Annotated in this window: 13 protein-coding genes; 7 read left to right on the top strand and 6 right to left on the bottom strand. The window is 71.8% G+C overall.

Going from position 1 to position 21956, the window contains the following annotated elements:
- Positions 1-111: 111 nt before the first annotated feature.
- Both ACFSOX_RS18450 and ACFSOX_RS18445 read right to left on the bottom strand, forming a co-directional pair.
- Positions 112-891 carry an SDR family oxidoreductase gene (locus ACFSOX_RS18450; RefSeq protein ID WP_378479288.1) on the bottom strand — a complete coding sequence of 260 codons (780 nt, stop codon included), beginning with the start codon at positions 889-891 and terminating at the stop codon, positions 112-114.
- A gap of 457 nt (positions 892-1348) precedes the next feature.
- A complete protein-coding gene (locus ACFSOX_RS18445; RefSeq protein ID WP_378479287.1) occupies positions 1349-2479 on the bottom strand; it encodes a ceramide glucosyltransferase in 1131 nt (376 codons plus the stop codon).
- Between the two features lie 158 nt (positions 2480-2637).
- On the opposite strand from ACFSOX_RS18445, the gene ACFSOX_RS18440 reads away from it, so the two are divergent.
- The 3 genes from ACFSOX_RS18440 (at position 2638) to ACFSOX_RS18430 (ending at position 5476) form a co-directional block, all read left to right on the top strand.
- Positions 2638-3435: a UDP-2,3-diacylglucosamine diphosphatase gene (locus tag ACFSOX_RS18440; RefSeq protein WP_378479286.1), complete on the top strand. Its 798-nt coding sequence runs from the start codon at positions 2638-2640 to the stop codon at positions 3433-3435.
- A gap of 170 nt (positions 3436-3605) precedes the next feature.
- On the top strand, positions 3606-4295 hold the full coding sequence (locus ACFSOX_RS18435) for a class I SAM-dependent methyltransferase (protein WP_378479285.1): 690 nt from the start codon (positions 3606-3608) through the stop codon (positions 4293-4295).
- Positions 4296-4480: 185 nt separating this feature from the next.
- Positions 4481-5476 carry a threonine ammonia-lyase gene (locus tag ACFSOX_RS18430; RefSeq protein ID WP_378479284.1) on the top strand — a complete coding sequence of 332 codons (996 nt, stop codon included), beginning with the start codon at positions 4481-4483 and terminating at the stop codon, positions 5474-5476.
- Between the two features lie 168 nt (positions 5477-5644).
- Here ACFSOX_RS18430 and ACFSOX_RS18425 read toward each other — a convergent pair whose 3' ends face one another.
- Positions 5645-8578: a hypothetical protein gene (locus ACFSOX_RS18425; RefSeq protein ID WP_378479283.1), complete on the bottom strand. Its 2934-nt coding sequence runs from the start codon at positions 8576-8578 to the stop codon at positions 5645-5647.
- Between the two features lie 261 nt (positions 8579-8839).
- Between ACFSOX_RS18425 and ACFSOX_RS18420 the strand changes: the two genes are divergently transcribed.
- The gene (locus tag ACFSOX_RS18420) at positions 8840-9934 is read left to right on the top strand and encodes an MFS transporter (RefSeq protein WP_378479282.1); all 1095 of its coding nucleotides are present in this window, start codon (positions 8840-8842) and stop codon (positions 9932-9934) included.
- Here ACFSOX_RS18420 and ACFSOX_RS18415 read toward each other — a convergent pair.
- Positions 9871-10422 (bottom strand): hypothetical protein, encoded by a 552-nt coding sequence (locus ACFSOX_RS18415; protein ID WP_378479281.1) that lies wholly within the window; start codon positions 10420-10422, stop codon positions 9871-9873. The genes ACFSOX_RS18420 and ACFSOX_RS18415 overlap by 64 nt on opposite strands.
- Positions 10423-10507: 85 nt before the next feature.
- The gene (dgcA, locus tag ACFSOX_RS18410) at positions 10508-11491 is read right to left on the bottom strand and encodes an N-acetyl-D-Glu racemase DgcA (RefSeq protein WP_378479280.1); all 984 of its coding nucleotides are present in this window, start codon (positions 11489-11491) and stop codon (positions 10508-10510) included.
- 109 nt (positions 11492-11600) lie between these two features.
- Here dgcA and ACFSOX_RS18405 point away from each other — a divergent pair, with 109 nt between their 5' ends.
- The 3 genes from ACFSOX_RS18405 (at position 11601) to ACFSOX_RS18395 (ending at position 14617) form a co-directional block, all read left to right on the top strand.
- Positions 11601-12743, top strand: a complete 1143-nt coding sequence (locus ACFSOX_RS18405) for an ABC transporter permease (protein ID WP_378479279.1) — start codon at positions 11601-11603, stop codon at positions 12741-12743.
- Between the two features lie 151 nt (positions 12744-12894).
- Positions 12895-13677, top strand: coding sequence for an ABC transporter ATP-binding protein (locus ACFSOX_RS18400; protein WP_378479278.1), 783 nt, complete (start codon positions 12895-12897; stop codon positions 13675-13677).
- 91 nt (positions 13678-13768) lie between these two features.
- Positions 13769-14617 (top strand): MlaD family protein, encoded by an 849-nt coding sequence (locus ACFSOX_RS18395; protein WP_378479277.1) that lies wholly within the window; start codon positions 13769-13771, stop codon positions 14615-14617.
- A gap of 445 nt (positions 14618-15062) precedes the next feature.
- On the opposite strand, the gene ACFSOX_RS18390 is transcribed toward ACFSOX_RS18395, so the two are convergent.
- Positions 15063-21461 carry an apolipoprotein A-IV repeat region-like domain-containing protein gene (locus tag ACFSOX_RS18390; RefSeq protein WP_378479276.1) on the bottom strand — a complete coding sequence of 2133 codons (6399 nt, stop codon included), beginning with the start codon at positions 21459-21461 and terminating at the stop codon, positions 15063-15065.
- Between the last annotated feature and the right edge of the window lie 495 nt (positions 21462-21956).

The raw sequence follows: 21956 nt of genomic DNA, 5'->3' as shown, positions 1-21956 counted from the left end.
CCTGCGGGCGCCCGTTTTCGTGGTTCGGGCCGACGGCTCTCGGCGCCGTCATGCCCGGACGAGCCCGGCCATGAGGGAATCAGAACGGGCCGAGCGCCGCGCGGACCATGATCAGAACGCGCCCGGGAACGCGCCGCCGTCGATCAGCAGGCTCTGCCCGGTGATGTAGCCGGCATGGGCCGAGCAGAGGAACGCGCAGGCGGCGCCGAACTCCTCGGGCGTGCCGAGCCGGCGCGCCGGCACGGTGGCCAGCCGCTCGGCCGCGACCTCCTCGGGCGTGACGCCGCGCCGCTCGGCCGTCGCCGCGATCATGGCCTTGAGCCGGTCGGTCTCGAAGATGCCGGGCAGCAGCGCGTTGATGGTCACACCGTCCGCCGCGACCGTGCGGGCGACGCCGGCCATGAAGGCGGTGAGCCCGGCGCGCGCGCCGGAGGAGAGATCGAGGCCCGGCAGCGGCATCTTCACCGAGCCCGACGTGATGTTGACGATGCGGCCGAATCGGCGCGCCCGCATGCCGTCGATCACGGTCTGGGTCAATTCGATCGCCGCCACCATGTTGGCGACGAGACCCGTCAGGATCGCCTCGCGGTCGAGCTCGCGGAAATCCCGGAAGGGCGGGCCGGCATTGTTGTTGACGAGAATGTCGGGCGCCGGGCAGGCCTCGAGCAGCGCCGCCTGGCCCTCCGCCGTCGCCACGTCGCCGACCACCGGGATCACGGCCGCCTCGGTGCGCTCGGCGATCTCGAATGCGACGGCGGTCAGGTGATCGCGGTCGCGCCCGTTGATCACCACGGTGCAGCCCGCCTCGGCGAGCTTTTGCGCGCAGGCGCGTCCCAGCCCGCGGCTGGAGGCGCAGACGATGGCGTTGCGGCCGGCGAGTCCGAGATCCATGGCGGATGTCCTGGGGCGAGAATCCTGGCGATCGGGCGCGCCGCGCCACGATGCCGGGACCAGACACCAGGAGACGACCCGCCGCAAGAGGCGTGGCGGATCCCGGCGCGCCGGTCCGGGCGAGCGGGCGCGGCGCGCCGGTGTGCCGGACGACGTGGGGTGCCGCTGCTCGGCGATGCCGGTCATGATGTCGGCCATGCCGATGCCGTCGAGCGAGGGCGGCGAGCACGGTCGTCCGGGCCGCGATCGTTCGGGCCGCTATCGTTCGGGTCGAATGTTGTCGGTCGACGGTGGCCGGCACGGGTCGCTCCCGTCCGATGGAAGGCCGTCCCGACCGGCCGAGCCGGCCCGTCTCACAGGTTCCGTGCGACGGGAAATACGGGACGGAGCGGCGGCGGACGCCTCGGCGCGGAGAGCCGGATTCAGGCGCCCGGCCGGCGCGTGGTCGGCGCCGCCCTCAGACGGCGCGTCCGTCGGCCTCGACGCGGATCTCGTTGCCGCGCCATTCGAAGGATTGGCCGAGCAGGCCGTCGAGCCACAGCGCCGGCAGCATCAGGTCGCGCAACAGGCCGTGCAGCGGGTACCAGCGGGAAAGGTGCCAGCCGGCGGCGCGCGCCAGCGCCATCTCGGCGCCGTACCAGCCGAGCCAGAACAGCATGAGCAGCGGCAGCACCGGGCCGCCGAGCTCGCCGACCGCGATCGCTAAGGCGAGACCCGGAAACAGCCCGCCGGTGAGGATCTCGGGCAGGAAGTAGCCCGGGAAGCAGGCCCGCCGCAGCCGCGCCCAGCGCGACTGCCGGCGCCACACCTCGGCCGGACGGCGGCGGCCGAGCGGCTGCTCGAACGGCGCGTCCGTCAGGCGGACCTTCAGGCCGAGCCCGCGCACCACCTTGGTCGAGGCGGCATCCTCGGCGACATCGGCGCCGAGCGCCTTGATGCCGCCGCCGGCCTCCAGCACGACGCGGCGCCAGAACAGCGTCTTGCCCTGGGCGAAGCCGAGCCCGATCGTGTCGGCGACATACTGGGCGCGCGCCTGATAGGTGTTGAGGAAGGCGCATTCCACCTCGGCCCAGAAGCCGTCCGGCCGGCTGCCGATCGGCGGGGCGCAGACGAGTCCGGTGTCGGCCCGCCAGGTCGCCAGCAGCCGCTGCAGATAGTCGATCGGCAGCAGCACGTTGGAGTCGGCGAGCACGATCCAGTCGTGGCGGGCCGCGTGCCAGCCCTTGACGCAGTTGTTCAGCTTGGGATTGCTGCTGACCGGATCGTTGCCGATCAACAGCCGCGCCGGCACGGTCGGGTGCCGTGCCATCAGCGCCTCGACCACCGGGATCACCGGGTCGGCCGGCGAGGCGACGCAGAACAGGATCTCGTAGGTCGGATAGTCGAGCCGGAACGTCGAGGCGAGCGTCTCCTCGATGAAGTTCTCGATGCCGCACACCGGCCGCACGATGGTGACGGGCGGCGTGCCGGGCCTCGGCGCCATGGTGCCCGACCGCACGCGGCAACGCCAAGCGGCGATGGCGACGCTCGCGACATGCACGAGCACGGTGAGGCCACAAAAGGCGACAGCGAGTCCGAGGAGTGTCATGTCCGGCGACTACAACGCCCGCATGACGAAGCGATGACGAAGGGGCGCGCAGGGTCGGTTCCCAGGCCCGGTGCGGTGCGTCATCGAACCGCAACAGGACTCTGTCAGAACCCGGAAATGTTCACGATCATTGATGCGATCATTGAAGGGGGCGCGGCGTGACGGACAACGGATTGCGGCGCTTCCGCACATTGTTCATCTCGGACGTCCATCTCGGAACCCGCGGCTGCCAGGCCGACAAGCTTCTCGACTTTCTCCGCTGGCACGAGGCCGACACGGTCTATCTGGTCGGCGACATCGTCGACGGTTGGCACCTGAAGTCGAGCTGGTACTGGCCGCAGGCCCACAACGACGTCGTCCAGAAGCTCCTGCGCAAGGGCCGCAAGGGCGCCCGCATGATCTACGTGCCGGGCAATCACGACGAGTTCCTGCGCGGCTATTACGGCACGCATTTCGGCGGCATCGAGGTGGTGGAGCACGCCATCCACGAGACGCCGGACGGCCGTCGTTATCTGGTCATCCACGGCGACCTGTTCGACTTCGTGATCTCCCAGGCGCGCTGGCTGGCGCTGCTCGGCGACAAGGCCTACGACCTCGCCATCACGATGAACCGCCTCGTCAACGGGCTGATGCGGCGGCTCGGCTTCGGCTACTGGTCGTTCTCGAAGTGGGCCAAGCTGAAGGTGAAGAACGCCGTCAACTACATCGGCGACTTCGAGAAGACGCTCGCCGCCGAGGCGCAGCACCACGGCGTCGACGGCGTGATCTGCGGCCACATCCATCATGCGGTCATGCACGAGAGTTTCGGCACCCATTACATCAATTGCGGTGACTGGGTGGAGAGCTGCACGGCCGTGGCCGAGCATTTCGACGGCCGCTTCGAGATCATCACCTGGACGAAGCGGCTCGAGAGCATCGAGCCCGAGCCCGCTCCGGTCGCCGCCCAGGCGGCGTGAGCCGGGGTGACGATGTAAGTCCACGTTCCGCCTCGTCCCGAGCGGCTCTGATCCGGAGCCGTTCGGGGGCGGGGCGGTTTTGCGTGTCGGTGAGAGCGCCCGGAACGAGGTGCGTCGCGCCGGAAGAACGACGTCGCAACAAGAACGCCAACGATCCTTCGGAGCAGCACATGGCCTTGTCGCCCCATCCAGACACCATCGCGGATCCCGAACGTCACGTCATGGAGAAGGCCTATGCCCGCTGGGCGCCGCTCTACGATATGGTGTGCGGGCCGATCTTCGAGAGCGGACGGCGTGCCGCCGCGGAAGCCGCCCGGCAGGTCGGCGGCCGCATCCTCGAGGTCGGGGTGGGGACGGGGCTCTCGTTCTCGGACTACGATCACGCGACCCGGGTGGTCGGCATCGACATGTCGGCCCCGATGGTCGCGAAGGCGAAGGCGCGACTCGCCACCGGGCAGTTCCCGCATGTCGAGTCGGTGATGGTGATGGACGCGACCGACCTCGCCTTCGGGGCCGGCTCGTTCGACTGCGTCGTCGCGCAGTTCGTGATCACGCTGGTCGAGGATCCCGAGCGCGTGCTCGACGAGTGCGCCCGGGTGGTGCGGCCCGGCGGCGAGATCATTCTCGTCAACCATCTCTATTCGGAGAAGGGGCTCACCGCCGTGCTGGAGCGTCTGGTCGCGCGGCCGGCGCGCAAGATGGGGCTGCGGCCGGAGTTTCCGTTCGCGCGGCTCGCCGCCTGGGCGGAGCGGCACGGCGCCGTCGCGCTGATCGAGCGCCGGCCGATCAAGCCGCTCGGCGTCTACACGCTGGTGCGTTTCCGCCGTCTCCCCGACGCGGCCCAGCGCGCGGCGGCCTAGCGACTGCGCCAGGATCCGCTGGTCCGCGCGAAGCCGCGTGATCCAGGGGCGACATGGCCGAGCCGTCCGGATCCCCGCTTGCGTGGGGATCAGTGGAGGCCGGTGCCGAGGCTGTTTTCCGGCATGCCGGGGACATCCGGCGCACATCTTGTCGCTCCGGGCGGTGCGGGCTAGGGTCGCGCGCCATGACAACCGACCCCGCCTCGTCCTTCGCTCCGCCCACCATCGCCGACATCGCCGCCGCCGCCGCCCGGATCGAGGGCGTCGCGGTGCGCACGCCGCTGGTCGCCAGCCCGGTGCTCGACCGCCTCACCGGCGCAAAAGTCTTCCTCAAGCCGGAGACGCTGCAGCGCACCGGCTCGTTCAAGTTCCGCGGCGCCTACAACACCTGCGCGTCGATCCCGCCGGAGCGCCGCGCCGCCGGCGTCGTCGCCTTCTCGTCCGGCAACCATGCGCAGGGCGTCGCCGCGGCGGCCCAGCTCCTCGGCATGCCGGCGACGATCGTGATGCCGGCCGACTCGCCGAAGAGCAAGCAGGTGCGCACCGCCGGCTACGGCGCCGAGGTGGTGCTCTACGATCGTGACAAGGAGGATCGCGAGGCGATCGCGCGACGGATCGCGGGCGAGCGCGGCGCCTTCGTGGTGCCGCCCTACGATCATCCGCTGGTGATCGCCGGGCAGGGCACGGTCGGCCGCGAGATCATGATCGATCTCGAGGCGCTGGGGCTTTCGCCCGACATGGTGCTCGTCAACGCCTCGGGCGGCGGGCTCACGGCCGGCACGGCGATCGCCGTCAAGGCGAAGGCGCCGCAGGCGCAGATCGTCACGGCAGAGCCGGAGGGCTTCGACGACTACGCCCGCTCACTGGTGAGCGGCAAGCGCGAGCGCAACGAGAGAACCAGCGGCTCGATCTGCGACGCGCTCCTGATGCCGACACCCGGCGCCGTGACGTTCCCGCTCAATCTCGGCCTGGGGGTCCGTGGCGTCACGGCGAGCGACGCCGAGGTCGGGCGCGCCGTGGCGCTCGCCTTCCACGAGCTGAAGCTCGTCGTCGAGCCGGGCGGGGCCGTCGGGCTCGCGGCACTGCTCGCCGGCCGCGTCGATGCGCGCGGCAAGGTCGTCGTGGTCGTGCTGTCGGGCGGCAATGTCGACGCCGAGATGTTCTGCAGGCTGATCGGCTGAGAGGCCAGTCCAGATAGAATTGTTGCGGTCGTCATTCCGGGGCGCGGGCGTCAGCCCGCGAACCCGGAATCCAGTGGCGAGCTCCGTGACCCGGGCTGGATTCCGGGTTCGCGGCTTTGCCGCGCCCCGGAATGACCGAGATGATCAGGCCGTGGCTGTGAACACGGCTCAGCTGAACAGCGCGATCTTCTCTTCCTCGGTCAGCGTCTTCAACGGCGCCAAGGGATCGATCGGCACGGTATGTACGGGCGGCGGCGGCTCCGGGGCCGCGGCCGTTCTCGCCGCCTCCGCCTCGTCGGCCGCCTGCGCCTCCTTGATGCGGGCGAGCAGGTTGAGGGCCGGGGGCAGGGCCGCGGTGCGAGCCCCGGCGGCGGCCACATCGCCGATCGAGAATCGATAAGCGCTCACCGGGTCGGGGCCGGTGCGGGCGGGGAGCGGCTCCGGCTCCAGGGCGACCGCGGGGCGCATGATCCCACCCGCCGCGGCGGCCGCCGCGGCGTCGTCGCCGACCAGCCAGGACGGAACGTGGAACGGCGTGATTCCGGTCGTGATGGTGCCGCGCGGTGCGTCGAGGAGTTCGGGCGCCGGCGCGTTCTCGGGCTCGCGCTCCGGCGTGGGCGCGGGACCGGGTGCGCTCCGCGCCTCGTGTCCGGGCGCCGCATCGGGGGGGCCGTCGGCGGCCCTCACGGGGGGCACGGCCGGCTCGCCCTCCGGCGATGCGGCAGGTTCCTCGGCGGGCCCGGTCACGACGGCCGGCGCCGCGGCGAAATCGAAGTCGATCACCGGGATCGGGCCGACCTCGGGCACCACGTCGGCGACGAGGGGCACCGCGGCCGTGACCGACGCTGCCGGCGTCTTCGGCTCGGCGGGGTGGGCCTCCGGCTCCGGCGAGACGGCTTCGGGCCCTGCCGTGTCGACGTCCGGTGCGGCGATCTCGACCACCACCACGTCGGCGAGCGGCTGCACGATCACCAGCGCCGCGGCCGTCTCGTCCGCCGGCGCCGTCGCTGCCTCGGCGGCCGCGGCGTGATCGATCTCGGCAGCCGTGATCTCGGCGCCCATGAGCGTGGTGTCGGGCAGCGCGGCGTCCGTCTCGATCTTTGTCGCGATCTCGGTGGCGATCTCGGCGGCGACCTCGGCCGATGCGGTCGCAGCCAGACGGTCGAAGTCCGCAGGCGGGGAGGTCGGGGCAGCGACGATCGCCTCCGGCGACGTCACCGCATCCGGCGGCGCCGGGGCGGCGGCCTCCGACCAGGCCGGCGGAGGCGGCGTCTCCGGCACGGCGGGCGCGGACGGCAGCCGCCCGACCATGTCCACCAGCCGGCGCAGCCACTCGTTCTGCTCGCGCAGCAGGGCCGCCATCGCCTCGGTCTGCGCGGCGGCGCGGCCGGGCTCGCTGGAGAGCGCCGCGACCGTGGTGCCGACGCTCGCGACGGCACCGGCGAGCGAGACGAGCTCGGCACGGATCTCCGAGACGACCGGCGACTTGCGGAGTGGGCCGAGTGTCGCCTCGACCAGGCTCTCCATGCGGTCGACGGCGGCGAACACCTCCTTGCGCACCCGCGCGGCGGCGCCCTCGGCGTCCGGCTCGCGCATCACCACGGCCTCGATGCGGGTGAGCGCGGCGACCAGATCCTCAAGAATTCCAGTGAGGGCCGGCGGGGCGCGCTCCTCGGAGAGCGCCTTCTCGATCCGCCCTAGCGCCGTGACGAGGTCGTCGGTCCAGCCGGTCGGCGGCACCGCGGCGTGCAGGGCCTCGACCGTCGTCTCGATTCGCCTGAGCGGCGCGAGATCGTCGGGCCCGATCGTCCGTTCGGTCGCCTTCCGGCCGGCGACCGCGGACTGCAGCTCGGCGACCGCCGCCTCGATCCGGGCGAGCGGCGCGAGATCCTCGGGGCTCACCGCCGGCAGCGGCGGTGCCGGGCGTGGCTCGGCGAGCGCCGTCTGAACGGCGCCGTGCAAGGCGACGAGCGTCGCCTCGATCCGGGCGAGCGGCGCGGTGTCGGCGGGGTGAGCGGGCGGTTCCTCGGCCCGCGGGGCGGTGAGGAACGCCTGCAGGTCGTCGAGCGCGGACTCGATCCGCGCCAGCGGGGCGAGGTCCGCGACCCGGACCTCGGGTTCCGGAATGGTCTGTGCGGCGATCGCGGCGACCGCGGCCCGCAGCTCCGCCAACGCCGCCTCGATCCGCCCGAGCGGGGCGAGGTCTTCGGCGCGAACCTCGGGTTCGGGAATCGTCCGCGCGGCGACCGCGGCTCGCAGCTCCGCCAACGCCGCCTCGATCCGCCCGAGCGGGGCGAGGTCTTCGGCGCGAACCTCGGGTTCGGGAATCGTCCGCGCGGCGACCGCGGCTCGCAGCTCCGCCAACGCCGCCTCGATCCGCCCGAGCGGGGCGAGGTCTTCGGCGCGAACCTCGGGCTCGGGACTCTTTTGCGCGGCGACCGCGGCCCGCAGCTCCGCCAACGCCGCCTCGATCCGCCCGAGCGGGGCGAGGTCTTCGGCCCGCACCTCGGGCTCGGGACTCTTTTGCGCGGCGAGCGTGGCGTGCAGATCGCCCAGCGCCGCCTCGATGCGCGGCAGCGGAAACAGATCCTCGGCGCGGATCTCCGGCTCGGGGAACTTCTGCTCGGCGATCGCCGCCTCGATGCGGGCGAGCGCCGCCGCAACGGCCTCGGGGTCGACGGTCGGGGCCGGCTCGGGGCGCGCCGCCACCGCCTCCTGCACGCGCTCGAGGGCGCCCAGCACCTCGTCGGTGCGGTCGGCCGGCGGGACGGGCAGGGCGGCGAGCCGCTCCTCGATGCGGCCGAGCGCCTGCGGCAGGGCGTCGAGGAGCGCCGGCGGCACGACGGGCTCGGCGAGCTTGGCGACCGTCTCGTCGCGGAAGTCGGCGACCGCGACCTCGATGCGGCCGAGGATGAGGGCGAGGAGATCCATCTCCTCCAGCCGGGTCCGGCGCGCGTGCTCCTCCAGGAACCAGCGGCCACGCCGCGTCTCCGCCAGCGCCGCCGCGATCGCCGAATACTCGATCTCGTCCGGCGACGGCGGCTCGGCCGGATCGGGATCCGGGTTCGGTGGGTAGGCGGAGAGCGCGTCGGACATGGTCACCCGGTGCGATCGGAACTCGTCGAACCGGCGAGGCCGATGCCGGCCCTTGACGGGGCGGACCGGCAAGGAACGGACCGGCAAGAACCGACATCGCCCGCGGGCGTCGAGTCCCGGGGCGGAGCGTTGCGCGGAGCCGGATGCGAAACCGGTTTTCACGTCGGCGACCGCGATCTAAAGCTCTGCCCGACTCGCCACCGGAGCGCAATCCGCGAGATGCCTTTACTTAACAGGACTTTGCCGGACGACGGATTCGCCCGGCGCATGGGCGCCTTCTATGCCGCCTATTTCGTCTTCGCCGGCATCCAGCTCCCGTTCCTCCCGGTGTGGCTCGCCGATCGCGGGCTCGATGCCCGCGAGATCGGCCTCGTCCTGGCGCTCGCCATGGCGACCCGGCCCGTGGTGGTGCCGCTCACCACCCGGCTGGCCGACCGGCATGGCTGGCTGAAGGGGCCGCTGATCGCCGCCTGCTGGGTGACGGTCGCCTCCTTCGTGCTGCTCGAGCAGTCCCGCGGCTTCTCGGCGATCCTGGTCGCCTATGCGGTCGCGTCGCTGACCCAGGCGCTGATCCTGCCCTTCGCCGACACCTTCGCGTTGAGGGGCCTGGCGGAGCGCGGCCGTGCCTATGGCCCGGTGCGCCTGTGGGGCTCGGCGAGCTTCATCGTCGCCAACCTGGCCGGCGGCTTGCTCCTGGAGCGGCTCGGGCCGCCCAACGTGGTGTGGTCGCTCGCCGCCGCCCTGGTGGCGGCTGCCGTGACGGCGAGCCTGTTGCGGCCGCTCCTGCCGCATCCCGACGGTGTCGGCCCGGCGGCGGATCGGCCGAACCCGTGGCGCTCGCCGCGTTTCGTCGCCGTCGTGGTGGCGGCGAGCCTCATCCAGGCGAGCCACGCGGTGCTGCACGGCTTCGCCAGCCTGCAATGGGCCGCCAAGGGCCTCGACGGGCTCGAGATCGGCGGCTTGTGGGCGATCGGCGTGGTGGCCGAGATCGTGCTGTTCGCCGTCTCCGGGCGGGTCGCGGCGCGGCTGCGCCCGGTCGACCTCTTGATGCTCGGCGGTGCCGGCGCGGTGCTGCGCTGGACCGTGATGGCGTTCGACCCGCCGGCTGTGCTGCTGCCGGGGCTGCAGGGCCTGCACGCGCTGTCGTTCGGCGCCGCGCATCTCGGCGCCATGCACTTCCTCGCCGAGGAGCACCGCGGCGCCACCGCCCAGGGCGACTATGCGAGCGTCGTCTCGGTCGTCTTCGCCGTGACGATGGGCACCTCCGGGCTCCTGGTGACGGCTTTCGGCAGCTTCGCCTATCTGGCCATGGCGGCTTCGGCGACGGCCGGTGTCGCGATCGCCCTGCTGGCCCGGCGATAGCTGCGCGGCGGCGCATTGCCGGCCGACCGCGGCGCCGACGCCACGCGCCGAGCGGTGCCTTCGCAGGGCGGCACCACGGCGGCGAGATCACGGCCGCGCATCATCAGCATGGTCGGGGTGAGGCCGCCGCGCCGCGCGATCCAGCGCCGCACGCTGCCCGGATAGAGGCCCCACAGCGCCCGGGTCGCGACCGGGCTGGTCACTCGGCGACCGGCCTGGTCGGGCAGCCAGGCGGCATGGAAGCCGAGCGCCGCGTTGCGGGTCGCGCAGATCCGGTCGCGCGGGATCATGCCGACCACGATGGTGCAGGCGGACAGGCAGGTGCCGTCGATCACGACTCGCTCACCGCTCTCACGGACGCGCTGCCAGCGCGTCACGTAGTCACCGATCATGCCGCCCGTGTCGGACCTGATCAGCACGTCGGCGGCGGCGGGCACGATTGCTCCGACGGCGAGCGACGCGCCGAGGCACAAGGTTGCGATCCGCATGCTCCAATCCCCCGTGAGAGCCGTCCCCCGACCGGCCTTGCAGGATTCGTACCTGCGGAGGATTGTTCCCTCAATCCGGAAAGTCTCAGCCCCACAACACGTCGGTAGCGGGATGGAGAATGCTGCCGTCGAAGGTCAGTCCGTGTGGCCTGTCGTCCACAAGCAGGAGCGGTCCGTCGAGGTCGACGAAGCGGGCGCCCTGGGCGAGGAGCACCGCCGGCGCGATGGCGAGCGAGGTCGACACCATGCAGCCGACCATGATCTCGAAGCCGAGCGCGCGCGCTTCGGCCGCGACGGCGAGCGCCTCGGTGAGGCCGCCGGTCTTGTCGAGCTTGATGTTGACGGCGTCGTAGCGGTCGCGGAGCTGCGCCAGCGTTCCGCGGTCGTGCACGCTCTCGTCGGCGCAGATCGGCACCGCATGCGGCACGGCGGCGAGCGCCGCGTCGTCCGCGGCCGGCAGCGGCTGCTCGACGAGCTGCACGCCGGCCGCCGCGCAGGCGGCGAGGTTCGATTCGAGATCGGCCGGCGTCCACCCTTCGTTGGCGTCGACGATCAGGGTCGCGGCCGGCGCCGCGGCCCGCACCGCGGCGATGCGGGCCGGATCGTCCGCGCCGCCGAGCTTCACCTTGAGGAGCGGACGGTGCGCCGCGGCCGCCGCCGCGGCGGCCATCGCGTCGGGCGTGCCGAGCGAGATCGTGTAGGCGGTGAGGAGCGGCTGCGGCCCCGGCAAGCCGAGCAGCACATGGGCCGGCACGCCGGCGCGCTTCGCGTCGAGGTCGATCAGGGCGCAGTCGATCGCGTTGCGGGCGGCTCCCGCCGGCATTTTTGCCCGGAGTGCCGTCCGATCGAGGCCGGCGTTCAGGGCCGGCGCCATCGCCGTGACCGCCGACAGCACGCTCTCGGCGCTCTCGCCGTAGCGCGGGTAGGGGACACATTCGCCGCGTCCGAGGTGTGTCCCGTCCGACACGCAGGCGACGACGACGCACGCCTCGGTCTTCGCCCCGCGGCTGATCGCGAACCTCCCGGCAATCGGCCAAGTTTCTGATGTTGCAGAGAGTTTCAATGCCATGAAACGGCCCCGATGCGGTTCGGTCGGACCTCGACAGGCCGGCGCTGCGGTGTCAAGTATCAGGGGCGGCGAATCGGGAGGATCCCGTATCGCACCCCCGGAGCCTACGATGAGCGACCGCCTGCTCGATGCCAGCGTCACAGACGGGCGGCTCGAGCTCGCCGCCGCCGGATCGTGGACGGCGGACCGGGCCGGCGATCTCGAGCGCCTGGTCGAGAGCGCGCTGCGTCGCGCCCGTGGCGTGCCGGCCGAGAGCCGCTGCGTCGAGATCCGCATGGGCGGCATCGAGCGGCTCGACACCTTCGGGGCGTGGCTCTTGGAGCGGCTGGTGCGCAGCCTCGACGCGACCGGCCGCGAGGCGGCCGTCGTCGACCTGCCGCCGCGCTATCGCACCCTGGTCGACGTGGTCCGCACGGCGAACCGCACGCCGCCGGCGCGGGGACGACCGAACCCGATCGCCGAGGCCTTGGCCCGGCTCGGCGAGACGGTCGTCGGCCTGATCCGCGACCTCCTGCTGATCGTCCAGATGCTTGGCGAGCTGGCCGTCGTCGCGCTGCGCACCGCCGCGATGCCGTGGACGTTCCGCCTCACCTCCACGGTGCATCATCTCGACCGGGTCGGCTGGCGCGCCGTGCCGGTGATCCTGCTGATGACCTTCCTGATCGGCTGCATCATCGCGCAGCAGGGGCTGTTTCACTTTCGCCGCTTCGGCGTCGACACCTATGTGGTCGACATGGTCGGCATCCTGGTGTTGCGCGAGATCGGCGTGCTGATGACCGCCATCATGGTGGCGGGCCGCTCGGGCAGCGCCTACACGGCCGAGCTCGGCGCCATGCGGATGCGCGAGGAGACCGACGCGCTGCGCACCATGGGCTTCGACCCTTTGGAGATCCTGGTGCTGCCGCGCGTCGCCGCCCTGGTGATCGCGCTGCCGGCGTTGAGCTTCATCGGCTCGATGGCGGCGCTCTACGGCGCCTTCCTGGTCTGCTGGCTCTACGGCGGCATGAGCCCCGACGTGTTCCTGTCGCGCCTGCACGATGCCATCTCGCTCGACGACTTCGCGGTCGGCATGATCAAGGCGCCGTTCATGGCGTTGGTCATCGGCGTCGTCGCCAGCGTCGAGGGCCTGCAGGTGAAGGGCTCGACCGAGTCGCTCGGCCTGCACACCACCGCCTCGGTGGTGAAGTCGATCTTCCTGATGATCGGGCTCGACGGCTTGTTCGCCGTCTTCTTCGCGACGATCGGGATGTGACCATGCTGGCAGACCCCACCAGTCGTTCCGGGGCACGGGCGGCAGCCCGTGAACCCGGAATCCACCAACGATCTCGGATGTGCTGGCTGGATTCCGGGTCCGGCGCTGGCGCGCCGTCCCGGAATGACCAGGGCCCGGCGGGAGCGTGACCATGCTGGCGCCCGCAAGCGAGATCGTCATCGGCGTGCGCGACCTGGTCAGCGGGTTCGGCGACGCGACCGTGCTGGACGGCGTGTCGCTCGACGTGGCGCGCGGCGAGATCCTCGGCTGCGTCGGCGCGTCGGGCATCGGCAAGTCGGTGCTGCTGCGCACCATCGTCGGCCTGCTGCCGCGGCGCTCCGGTACCATCGCGGTGTTCGGCGAGGATCCGGCGCGGCTCGGCGCGCGGGCGCGGCGCGCCCTGGAGCGGCGCTGGGGCGTCTTGTTCCAGCAGGGGGCGCTGTTCTCCTCGCTGACCGTGCTGCAGAACGTCCAGTTCCCGATGCGCGAGCATCTCGCGCTGTCGCGCCGCCTGATGGACGAGGTGGCGATCGCCAAGCTGGAGATGGTCGGCCTCGACGCGAGCGTCTGTGACAAGATCCCGTCCGAGCTGTCGGGCGGCATGATCAAGCGCGTCGCGCTCGCCCGCGCGCTGGCGCTCGATCCGGAGATCGTCTTCCTGGACGAGCCGACGGCCGGGCTCGATCCCATCGGGGCTGCGGAGTTCGACAACCTGATCAAGACCCTGCAGCAGACTTTGGGGCTCACGGTTTTCATGGTAACCCACGATCTCGACAGCCTGCACGCGGTCTGTGACCGGATCGCCGTGCTGGCCGACCGCACCGTCGTCGCGGTCGGCCCGATGGATGCCATGCTGGCGTCGGATCATCCGTGGATCCGGTCCTACTTCCGGGGCGTGCGGTCACGGGTCGGCGCCGCCGCCGCGGTCGCCTGACCGGCGACGAATGTCGCGGCGTGCGCCGCGGTCGGGGCGACGACGGCTACAGGTTCGGGGACGGGCGGGTTCGAGGGCGGGCAGGTCGACGATGGAAACGCGAGCGAACTACATCCTGGTCGGACTGTTCACGCTGGCCGTGGTGGTCGGCGCCTTCACGTTCGTCTACTGGTTCAGCGCACCGCCCGGCGGCCTCGACCGCAAGCGCTACGACGTCGTGTTCGAGGGCGCGGTCTCGGGCCTGCGGCCCGGCTCCTGGGTGCTGTTCAACGGCATCCGGGTGGGGGACGTGACCACGGTGCGCATCGATCCCGACGCGCCCCGCCAGGTGATCGTCGGCATCGCGGTCGACCGCGCCGTGACGCTGCGGACCGACACCCAGGTCGGGCTCGACTTCCAGGGCCTCACTGGTTTCGCCTCGGTGTCGCTGCGCGGCGGCTCGGCGACCGCGCCGGTGCTCGACCCGCCGATCCTGCGTGCCGACCTCACGGCCGGGCAGGACGTCACCTCGGCGGCGCGCAGCGTGCTGCGCCGGCTCGATTCGCTCGTCGCCGACAACGAGGCGTCGTTCCGCAACACGCTGCGGAACATGGAGTCGTTCACCCAGACGCTCGCCGACAATTCCGAGCGCATCGACCGCATCGTGGCGAAGGCCGAATCGGTGATGACCGGCGCCGAGGGCAAGCTCGAGGACGTCGCCGCCGCGGCCCGCTCGATCCGCACGCTCGCCGACAATCTCGACAAGAACATCAGCCAGATGTCGAGCGGCCTGACGCGGTTCAGCCAGACCGGCCTGCGCGAATGGGAGCGTCTGGCGGTCGACGGCCGCCGCGCCATCTCGACGCTCGAGCAGGCGGTCAAGAACATCGACCAGAACCCGAGCCGCCTCCTGTTCGGCGGCGCTCCCGCGGAGCCCGCCGGCCGACGCGCCACGCGGTAGGGCCGGGCGACCCGACGACGATCGCCGTCGGGTCGGTGCGGCGCGCAGCGCATGATCCGTCATCCCGGGGCGCGAACCGAAGGTTCGGGAGCCCGGGATCCATACGACCGGCGACCATGATTCACGAAGGACCGGGGCGACGGGATCCGGGGCTCGGCGCCGGCGCGCCGCCCCGGGACGACCGAGCACGTCTGCAGAGGCTTCTGCCCGGGAGAGGTGAAAGATGCTGGTCGAGGAGTCCTTGGTCACCGTCGTCTGACGGGTCGGGCCGGCGCGCGTGCCCGACCGAGGGGACACTGCCCCGTTTTCGGGGCACGGGAGCGTGCCGATCCCATCGCCGTCGCCATGACCGCACGAAAAAAGGCGGCGCCCGGGGGCGCCGCCTGTCGTCCTGTCGCTTGTCACGACTGTTCGGACGCCTCTCGTTCGTGTCCGGTCGTGCGGCTCAGTCGAACCGGCCGGCCGCGTGGGCCAGCATGGTGTAGACCTTGCCGGTCTCCGAGGTCAGGTAGGTGCGGGCGACGACCTGGCCGCGATCGTTGCGCGAGACCTCCTCGAGCAGCCGCTCGAACTCGCCGACGTAGCGGTCGACAGTCTGCTTGAACTCCCGGTCGGCCCGGTAGCGATTGCGGATCTCGTCGAAGGTCTTCTGGCCCTGCAGGGTGTAGAGCCGGCGCGTGAACACGTTGCGCTCGCCGCGATTGTAGCGATCCCACAGCTCGGCCGCGGCGTCGTGATCGATCATCCGGGCGATGTCGACCGACAGCGCGTCGAGGGACTCGATCGTGTAGCGGGTCGCCCGGTCGTCGGCCGGGGCCGGTCCCCGCGACGCCGGAGGCTGCGGCCGACCGTCACCGCCACGGCGCAGCGGCTGGTCGTCGTCGTCGTCCTGCGAGGCGCGGCTCAGGAGGTCGGAGAGCCAGCCCCCGCGGCCGCCGTTGGTCGGGGCGGTGGGCGGCGCCGGGCTCTGCGGCTCGGGGGCCGGCATGCGCTCGACCGGACGCCGCGCGACCGGCGCCTGCGGCGGGGCAGGGGGCGGCGCGGGCGGACCCATCGGCGCCTCGGCCCGGGGCGCCTGCGGCGGCTCGCGCATCGGGCCACGGGCGACCGGCTGGCTGCGGCCACCGCCGCCCGATGCGACGGCGAGCTCGGGCTCCTCGCGATAGACCCGCCGGGCCGGCTCGGCCGCGGTGGTGTCGAGGGTGCGGCCGTGACGGGCGACGATGCGGTTGAGCTCCGCCAGGGCCTCGATCTGGTCGACGATGACGCGCCGCATCTGGGCCGCGCTCTCGGCGGTCTCCTGCGGCAGCTCGAGGATGCCGCGGCGCAGCTCCTGCCGGGTGCCCTCCAGCTCCCGCTGCATCTCCGCCGTCATGTGCTTCATGTTCGACAGCACCTCGGTGAAGCGCTCGGTCGCCGTCTGCAGCATCGACTCGGCTTCGTTGGCGGTCTGCCGGAACAGGGCGTGCGCCTCGTTCGAGGCCTGCTCGTAGACGCCGCGCAGGCTCTCGGCGGTGCGCTGGCGCTCCTCCTCGGCCGTCGAGCGGACGCGCTCGTGGTTCTCGGCGATGGCGCGGGCGCCCTGCGACGAGGCCTCGGCGACGATGCGGGCGATGTCGCGGGCCCGGCCCTCGGCGGCGCCGAGCGACTCCTCGAGCAGATCCGAGAAGCGCTTGAGGCGCAGGTCGAGATCCTCGGTGCGGCCGTCGAGCGTCGTGACGATGCTCTCGAGCTCGGCCCGCCGCTCGGACAGCACCTCTTCACTGCGCCGGTTCGAGCCCTCGATCAGCTCGACCATGTCGGTGAGCGACCGGCCGTGGCTGTCGAACTGGGTGACGATCTCGCCGAGCTCGCTCATGACGCGGCCGGAGATGTCCTGGAACGTGCCGATATGCTCGTTCACCCGGTCGGTGGTCTGGTTGGTGCGGGCGAGCAGCTCGTTCATCGTGGTGACGAACTCGGTCACCCGCGCCGACAGGCCCTGCTCGATGGCGCCGAGATTGTCCTGGGCGCCGCCCAGCACCTCCTGGATCAGGCCGTTCGCCTCGCGCAGCCGCTCGAACAGCGCGGTCGTGTCGGAGCGCAGCATGCCGTGCGTCTCGAGGATCTCGGAGACGGTGGCGACGGCGGTCTGCTTCGACTGGTCGATCGCCTCCTGCGAGACCTTCTGCAGCTCCTCGATGCGGCCGAGGATCGACTCGGTCGACTGCTCGACGGCGAGCCGGGTCGCCGCCTGCAGCTCCTGGGCGCGTGCCGACAGGACGTTGCCGGACTGGCCGACCAGGCGTGTGGTGGTGTCCTGCAGCTCCTGGGTCTTCTGGGTGAGGGTCGCGGTCGACTGCGCCACCGTGGCGGTCGCGGCCTTCTGCATCTCCTGCGTCGCCTGCGCGAGGGCGGCGGTGGATTGTGCCACCACGCTCTTGGTCGCCTCCTGCAGCTCCTGCGCCTTCTGAACCAGCGCCGTGGTCGACTGGGCGACCGTGGTGCGGGTGACCTCCTGCAGCTCCTGCAGCTTCTGGGTCAGGCCGGTGGCCGACTGGGCGACGGTCGAGCGGGTGATCTCCTGCCAATCCTGCATGCGCTTGGTCAGCGCCGCGGCCGAGTCGGTGACGGCGACGCGCGACGTCTCCTGCAGATCCTTGAGGCTCTTGTTGACCGTGTCGGTGGCCTTGGTGCTGGCCTCGGTGATGACGCGGGCGAGCTCGTTGGAGTTGTCCATCATGGTCTGGGTGAAGGCGAAGGCCTTCGCCTCGATGGACTTCACGGCGTGGTCGGTGACCCGGCCCATGCCGGCCGTGAACTCGCTGCTCTTCGCCGTCATGGCGGAGAGCAGGCCGCTGCTCTTCTCGTCGAGCACGCGGTTGAGCTCGCCGGAGCGCTTCTCGATGGCGCCGGCGATCTCGTCGGCCTTGCCGACGAAGGTCGCGGCGACCTCGTTCGACAGCCCGGTCAGCGACTGCTGCACCTCGGCGGCGCTGCGCTTGAGCGTTTCGCCGAGATTGGTCGTCACCGCGGTGAGCGAGCGCTCGACCTCGGCGGCGTCGGACCGCAGCGTTCCGCTGACCTCGTTCGACAGGCCGGTGAGGGCCTGCTCGACCTCGGCCGTGTCCTGACGCAAGCGGCTCGAGATGCCGGTCGACAGCGCCGTCAGGCTGCGCTCGAACTCGCCGGCGTCGTGCCGCAGCGTCTTGGTGATGCCGTCCGTGACGGTCGACAGCGAACGCTCGACCTCGGCGGCGTCCTGGCGCAGCGTCGCCGAGACGCCGGACGACAGCGAGCGCAGCAGCCGCTCGATCTCGGCGGCGTCCTGCTTGAGCACGCCGCTGACGTTGGACGAGGTGGTCGTCAGGAGCCGCTCGAGATCGACGGCGTCCTGCTTGAGGGTGCCGGCGACGCCGGACGACACGGTGGCGAGCAGCTCCTGGATGTCGCTCACCACGGTGCGGAGCTGGTCGGTCGACACGCCGGAGGCGCGCAGGATGCTGCTCTCGGCGTCGGCCGCGCTGCTGCGGACCGTGTTGGCGGTCGTCTCGCCGAGCCGCTCGAGCGCGATCTCGGCCTCCATGGTGTTGACCTTGACGGCCTCGGCGAGCGCCTCGATGCGGCCGGCGAGGGTCGCGGTCGCCTCGCGGCTGCGATGCTCGATCTCGCGGGTCGCCTGCTCGAGCCGCGTCGCCAGCGTCTCGGTGGCGGCGTTGCTGCGGGCCTCGACGTCGCGCGTGGCGGTCTCGAAGCGGCTGGTCAGCAGCTCGGTGGCGGCGGTGCTGCGCTCCTCCAGGGCGCGAGTGGCACGCTCGGCGTGCTCGACCAGCAGCGAGGCGGCCGTACCGGTGCGGCTCTCGACCGTATGGGCCACCGTCTGGGCCCGCTCGGCGAGCGCCGTCACGATGGTGCCGGAGCGCGCCTCCAGCTCGCTGCCGAAGGTGTCCATCCGCTCGCCGAGGAACGACGCGGCGGTGTTGCTGCGCACCTCGATGTCGCGGGCGAAGCCGTCGAACCGGTCGAGCAGGAAGGAGGCCGACGCGCTGCTACGGCCCTCGATCTCGGCGGCGAGGCGGTCGATGCGGGCCGCGAAGCCCTCGGCCGCCGTGCCGGCGGTCTGCTCGATGTCGCTCGCCACCGCGGCGGTGCGCTCGACCAGGCGGTCGGCGGCGGCCCGGGTGCGGACCTCGATGTCGGTCGTCACCATGTCGGCGCGGCCGAGCAGCTGGTCGGCGATGGCACCGGTGCGGGTCTCCATGTCGACGGTCGCGGCCCCGATGCGGGCGACGAGCGTGTCGGCGACGGCGTTGCCGCGCGTCTCGATGTCGGCCGTGGCGGTGCCGAGCCGGCCGACCAGCAGGTCGGCGGCCGACAGGGTGCGGGTCTCGATCTCCTGCGTCACGGTCGCGGCGCGATCGACCAGCAGGTCGGTGACCGAGCGGGTGCGCGTCTCGATGTCGGCCGTGGCGGTGCCGAGGCGGCCGACCAGCCCCTCGATGGCGGCGGTGCTGCGCGTCTCGATGTCGGACGAGAGCGTCTCGACGCGGCCGAGCAGGGTGTCGGCGGCCGAGCGGGTCCGCATCTCGATCTCGTGGGTGACCGCCTGGGTGCGATCGACCAGCGCGTCGACGACCGCCTTGCTGCGCGTCTCGACCTCGCTGGTCAGGCTCTCGGCCCGCGCCAGCATCTCCTCGGCGGCGGCCTTGCTGCGTGCCTCGACCGAGGCGGTCAGGCTCTCGGCGCGGCCGAGCAGCAGCTCGGCGGCCGCCTGGCTGCGGCTCTCGATCTCGCCGCTGAGCGTGGCGGCGCGGGTGACGAGCAGCTCCTCCAGCCGCGCGATGCGGCCGTCGAGCGCGGTCGCGACCTCGTTCGAGCGGGTGGCGAGCGTGCCGTCGATCTCGCTCATCTTGCCGCCGACGGCGTCGATGAACTGCTGGCCGCCGGCGTTGATCAGGCCGGTGATCGCCTCGACGCGCCGATCGAGCGCGGCGACGACCTCCTTGCTGCTCTCGCCCACCGTCTTGCTGATGTCGGCGACGCGGGTCGTCAGCGTCTCGCCGATCGTCAGGGTGCGCTGGTCGAGCGCGTCCTGGAACCGCATCAGGCGGGTCTCCAGGAGGTCGGCGACCTCGGTCGACTTGGCACCGACGCGGGTGTCGAAGCCGTCGAGATAGACCTTGAGGGTCTCGTTGATCTCCTGGGTGCGCTCGCCGATGCGCTCGACGAGATCGCCGCCGTAGGTCTTCACGGTGCGGTCGAACTCGGCGAGGTGGCGGGTGATCAGGCTGGCCAGCGTGGCGCTGTCGCGGCCGATGCGCTCGGCGAGCTCGCTGCCGCCGGTCGTGAACATCTCCTCGAAGGCGCGCAGGCGCTCGGACAGCATGTCGCGGACCTGGTCGCCGCGCGAGCCGAGCTGCTCGGCGAGCTCGCCGCTGCCGGTGGTGAGGATCTCCTCGAAGGCGCGCAGGCGCGCGGCGAGCAGCTCGCGCACCTCGTCGCCGCGGGTGCCGACCGCCTCGGCCAGCGCATGGGCGCTGTCGGTGAGGGTGCGCGTGAAGGTCTCGCCGCGCTCCTCCAGCGTCACCGTGATGGTGCTGCCGGTCTCCTCCAGGCGGGCGACGATCTCACCGCCGCGCTGGTCGAGCGTGTCGGTGATGGCCGTGCCGGTCTCCTCCAGCTTGGAGACGATGTCGCCGCCGCGCAGGCTGAGGTCGAGGACGATCGAGTCGCCGGTCGCCTTGAGGGTGTTGTTCACCTCGTCGACGCGGGCCGCGATGGTCTCGGCGATCTGGCTCGAGGTGTCGACCAGCGTGCCCGAGATGGTGTCGGTGTGCTCCATCACCATGGCGGTGATCTCGCGCGACCGGTTCTCCATCAGCTCGACGAGCGAGATGGTCTTCTGGGCGAACTCGTCGGCGACGCTGTCGAGGCGGCCGCCCAGCATGTCCTGCATGTTGTCGGCGATCTCGACGATGGCGTCGTTGAGGTGGCCGGTCTTGATGTTGAGGCTGTCGGCGAGGCGATCGCTGACCGCCTCGATGGCGCGGGTCGCCTCGTCGCTGGTGCGCTCCAGGCGCTCCAGGAGGTCGCCGCCGCGCTCGGCGAGCGCCGCGATCATCGAGTCGCCGGCGGTGCCGAGCGCCAGCGTGATGTGTTCGCCCTTGTCGGCCAGCGCCCGGGTGATGCGGCCCGCCACCTCGTTGAAGCGCTCGCCCACCACCTCGGAGACCGTGAAGATGTCGTGCGACAGGTCGAGATGGACGTTGGAGATGGCGTTGCGCACCTGTTCGGCCTCGCCGACCAGCGTCTCGCGCTGCTGGGCGATGCCGTCGAGCAGGTTGCGGATGCGCACCTCGTTGTCGTTGTAGGCGCGCTCGAGCGCGGCGACCTCGTTGTTGACCAGGGTCTCGAGCTCGACCGCGCGGGCGATGGCGCGCTCGACGCCGTCGCCCATGGCGGCGACTTCGCGGCGGATCGCCTGGCCGACGTTCACGACGCTGTCGTAGGCGACGCTCTCCGGCTCGGCGAACCGCATGGCGGCGCGCGCCATCGCCTGGGCGACGATGCGCAGCTCCTGCGAACGCGACACCATGTTGGCGAGCACGAAGAAGAAGACGATCGGCGCGGCGATGCCGGAGACGATGCCGAACACCAGCGGGACGGCGACGGCCCCCTGGCTCATCAGCACGCCGATCTCGGCCGAGTAGGCGAGGACGAGGCCGAGCGCCGAGATCGCCCAGGCGGCACTGAACAGGCCGGCCGCCAGGTAGGGTGTGCGGGCCGGACGGCGCTGCAGCGACTGCAATACCTGGCCGATGGTCTCGCGGTCGTCGTTGGCCGGGACGGTGAGCGGCTCGTCCATCCGGCGGGCGATTGGATCCTGGAAGCCGGGCGGCGGCAGCGGCTCGGGCGCGAGCGAAGGCGGCGGCGAACGGTCGCGCCGGTCGTCGGGTTGGATCGCGGGAGAGTCCGAAGCAGGGGACGGGGCCGGCCCGGGGCCGCCCACATTCAGGGCCTCCTGAATGGCCGACAGAGCAACTTCTGTCGGATCCTTGGCCTTTTTCGGAGTGTTCGCCATGTCGCTCGTCGCCTCGCAAGCTACGCTGAACAGGACTGAGGCCCTGTGGATAAGGTGCCCGGGGCGTGCCACCGCACGCCGTCTCGGACACGCTGCCGCAGGCGGGACTGACGATGCCGCTGGGATTCCCGCCCGTGGTGTGACTATCCTAGAGAGGTGGAAGCCCCAGGGAAACCAAGTTCGGTAACCCTTTTTTAATCATCGTTAACGGGTGCGCCCATGCCAGCAGCCATGCCCGCTCGGCCCCGTCGCACGGACGACCGTCGCACGGACGACCAT

Origin of the sequence: Rhodoplanes azumiensis (assembly GCF_042682915.1) — a bacterium.
GTDB lineage: Bacteria > Pseudomonadota > Alphaproteobacteria > Rhizobiales > Xanthobacteraceae > Rhodoplanes > Rhodoplanes azumiensis.
The sequence above is the reverse complement of the archived record's forward strand: the minus strand, read 5'-3'. Positions and strand labels throughout refer to the sequence as shown.

Coding starts and splice junctions, on each gene's coding strand:
- ACFSOX_RS18405 (WP_378479279.1), top strand. CDS start 11,601: ATGAGCGACCGCCTGCTCGATGCCAGCGTCACAGACGGGCGGCTCGAG.
- ACFSOX_RS18400 (WP_378479278.1), top strand. CDS start 12,895: ATGCTGGCGCCCGCAAGCGAGATCGTCATCGGCGTGCGCGACCTGGTC.
- ACFSOX_RS18435 (WP_378479285.1), top strand. CDS start 3,606: ATGGCCTTGTCGCCCCATCCAGACACCATCGCGGATCCCGAACGTCAC.
- dgcA (WP_378479280.1), bottom strand. CDS start 11,491: ATGGCATTGAAACTCTCTGCAACATCAGAAACTTGGCCGATTGCCGGG.
- ACFSOX_RS18450 (WP_378479288.1), bottom strand. CDS start 891: ATGGATCTCGGACTCGCCGGCCGCAACGCCATCGTCTGCGCCTCCAGC.
- ACFSOX_RS18430 (WP_378479284.1), top strand. CDS start 4,481: ATGACAACCGACCCCGCCTCGTCCTTCGCTCCGCCCACCATCGCCGAC.
- ACFSOX_RS18390 (WP_378479276.1), bottom strand. CDS start 21,461: ATGGACGAGCCGCTCACCGTCCCGGCCAACGACGACCGCGAGACCATC.
- ACFSOX_RS18445 (WP_378479287.1), bottom strand. CDS start 2,479: ATGACACTCCTCGGACTCGCTGTCGCCTTTTGTGGCCTCACCGTGCTC.
- ACFSOX_RS18395 (WP_378479277.1), top strand. CDS start 13,769: ATGGAAACGCGAGCGAACTACATCCTGGTCGGACTGTTCACGCTGGCC.
- ACFSOX_RS18420 (WP_378479282.1), top strand. CDS start 8,840: ATGGGCGCCTTCTATGCCGCCTATTTCGTCTTCGCCGGCATCCAGCTC.
- ACFSOX_RS18415 (WP_378479281.1), bottom strand. CDS start 10,422: ATGCGGATCGCAACCTTGTGCCTCGGCGCGTCGCTCGCCGTCGGAGCA.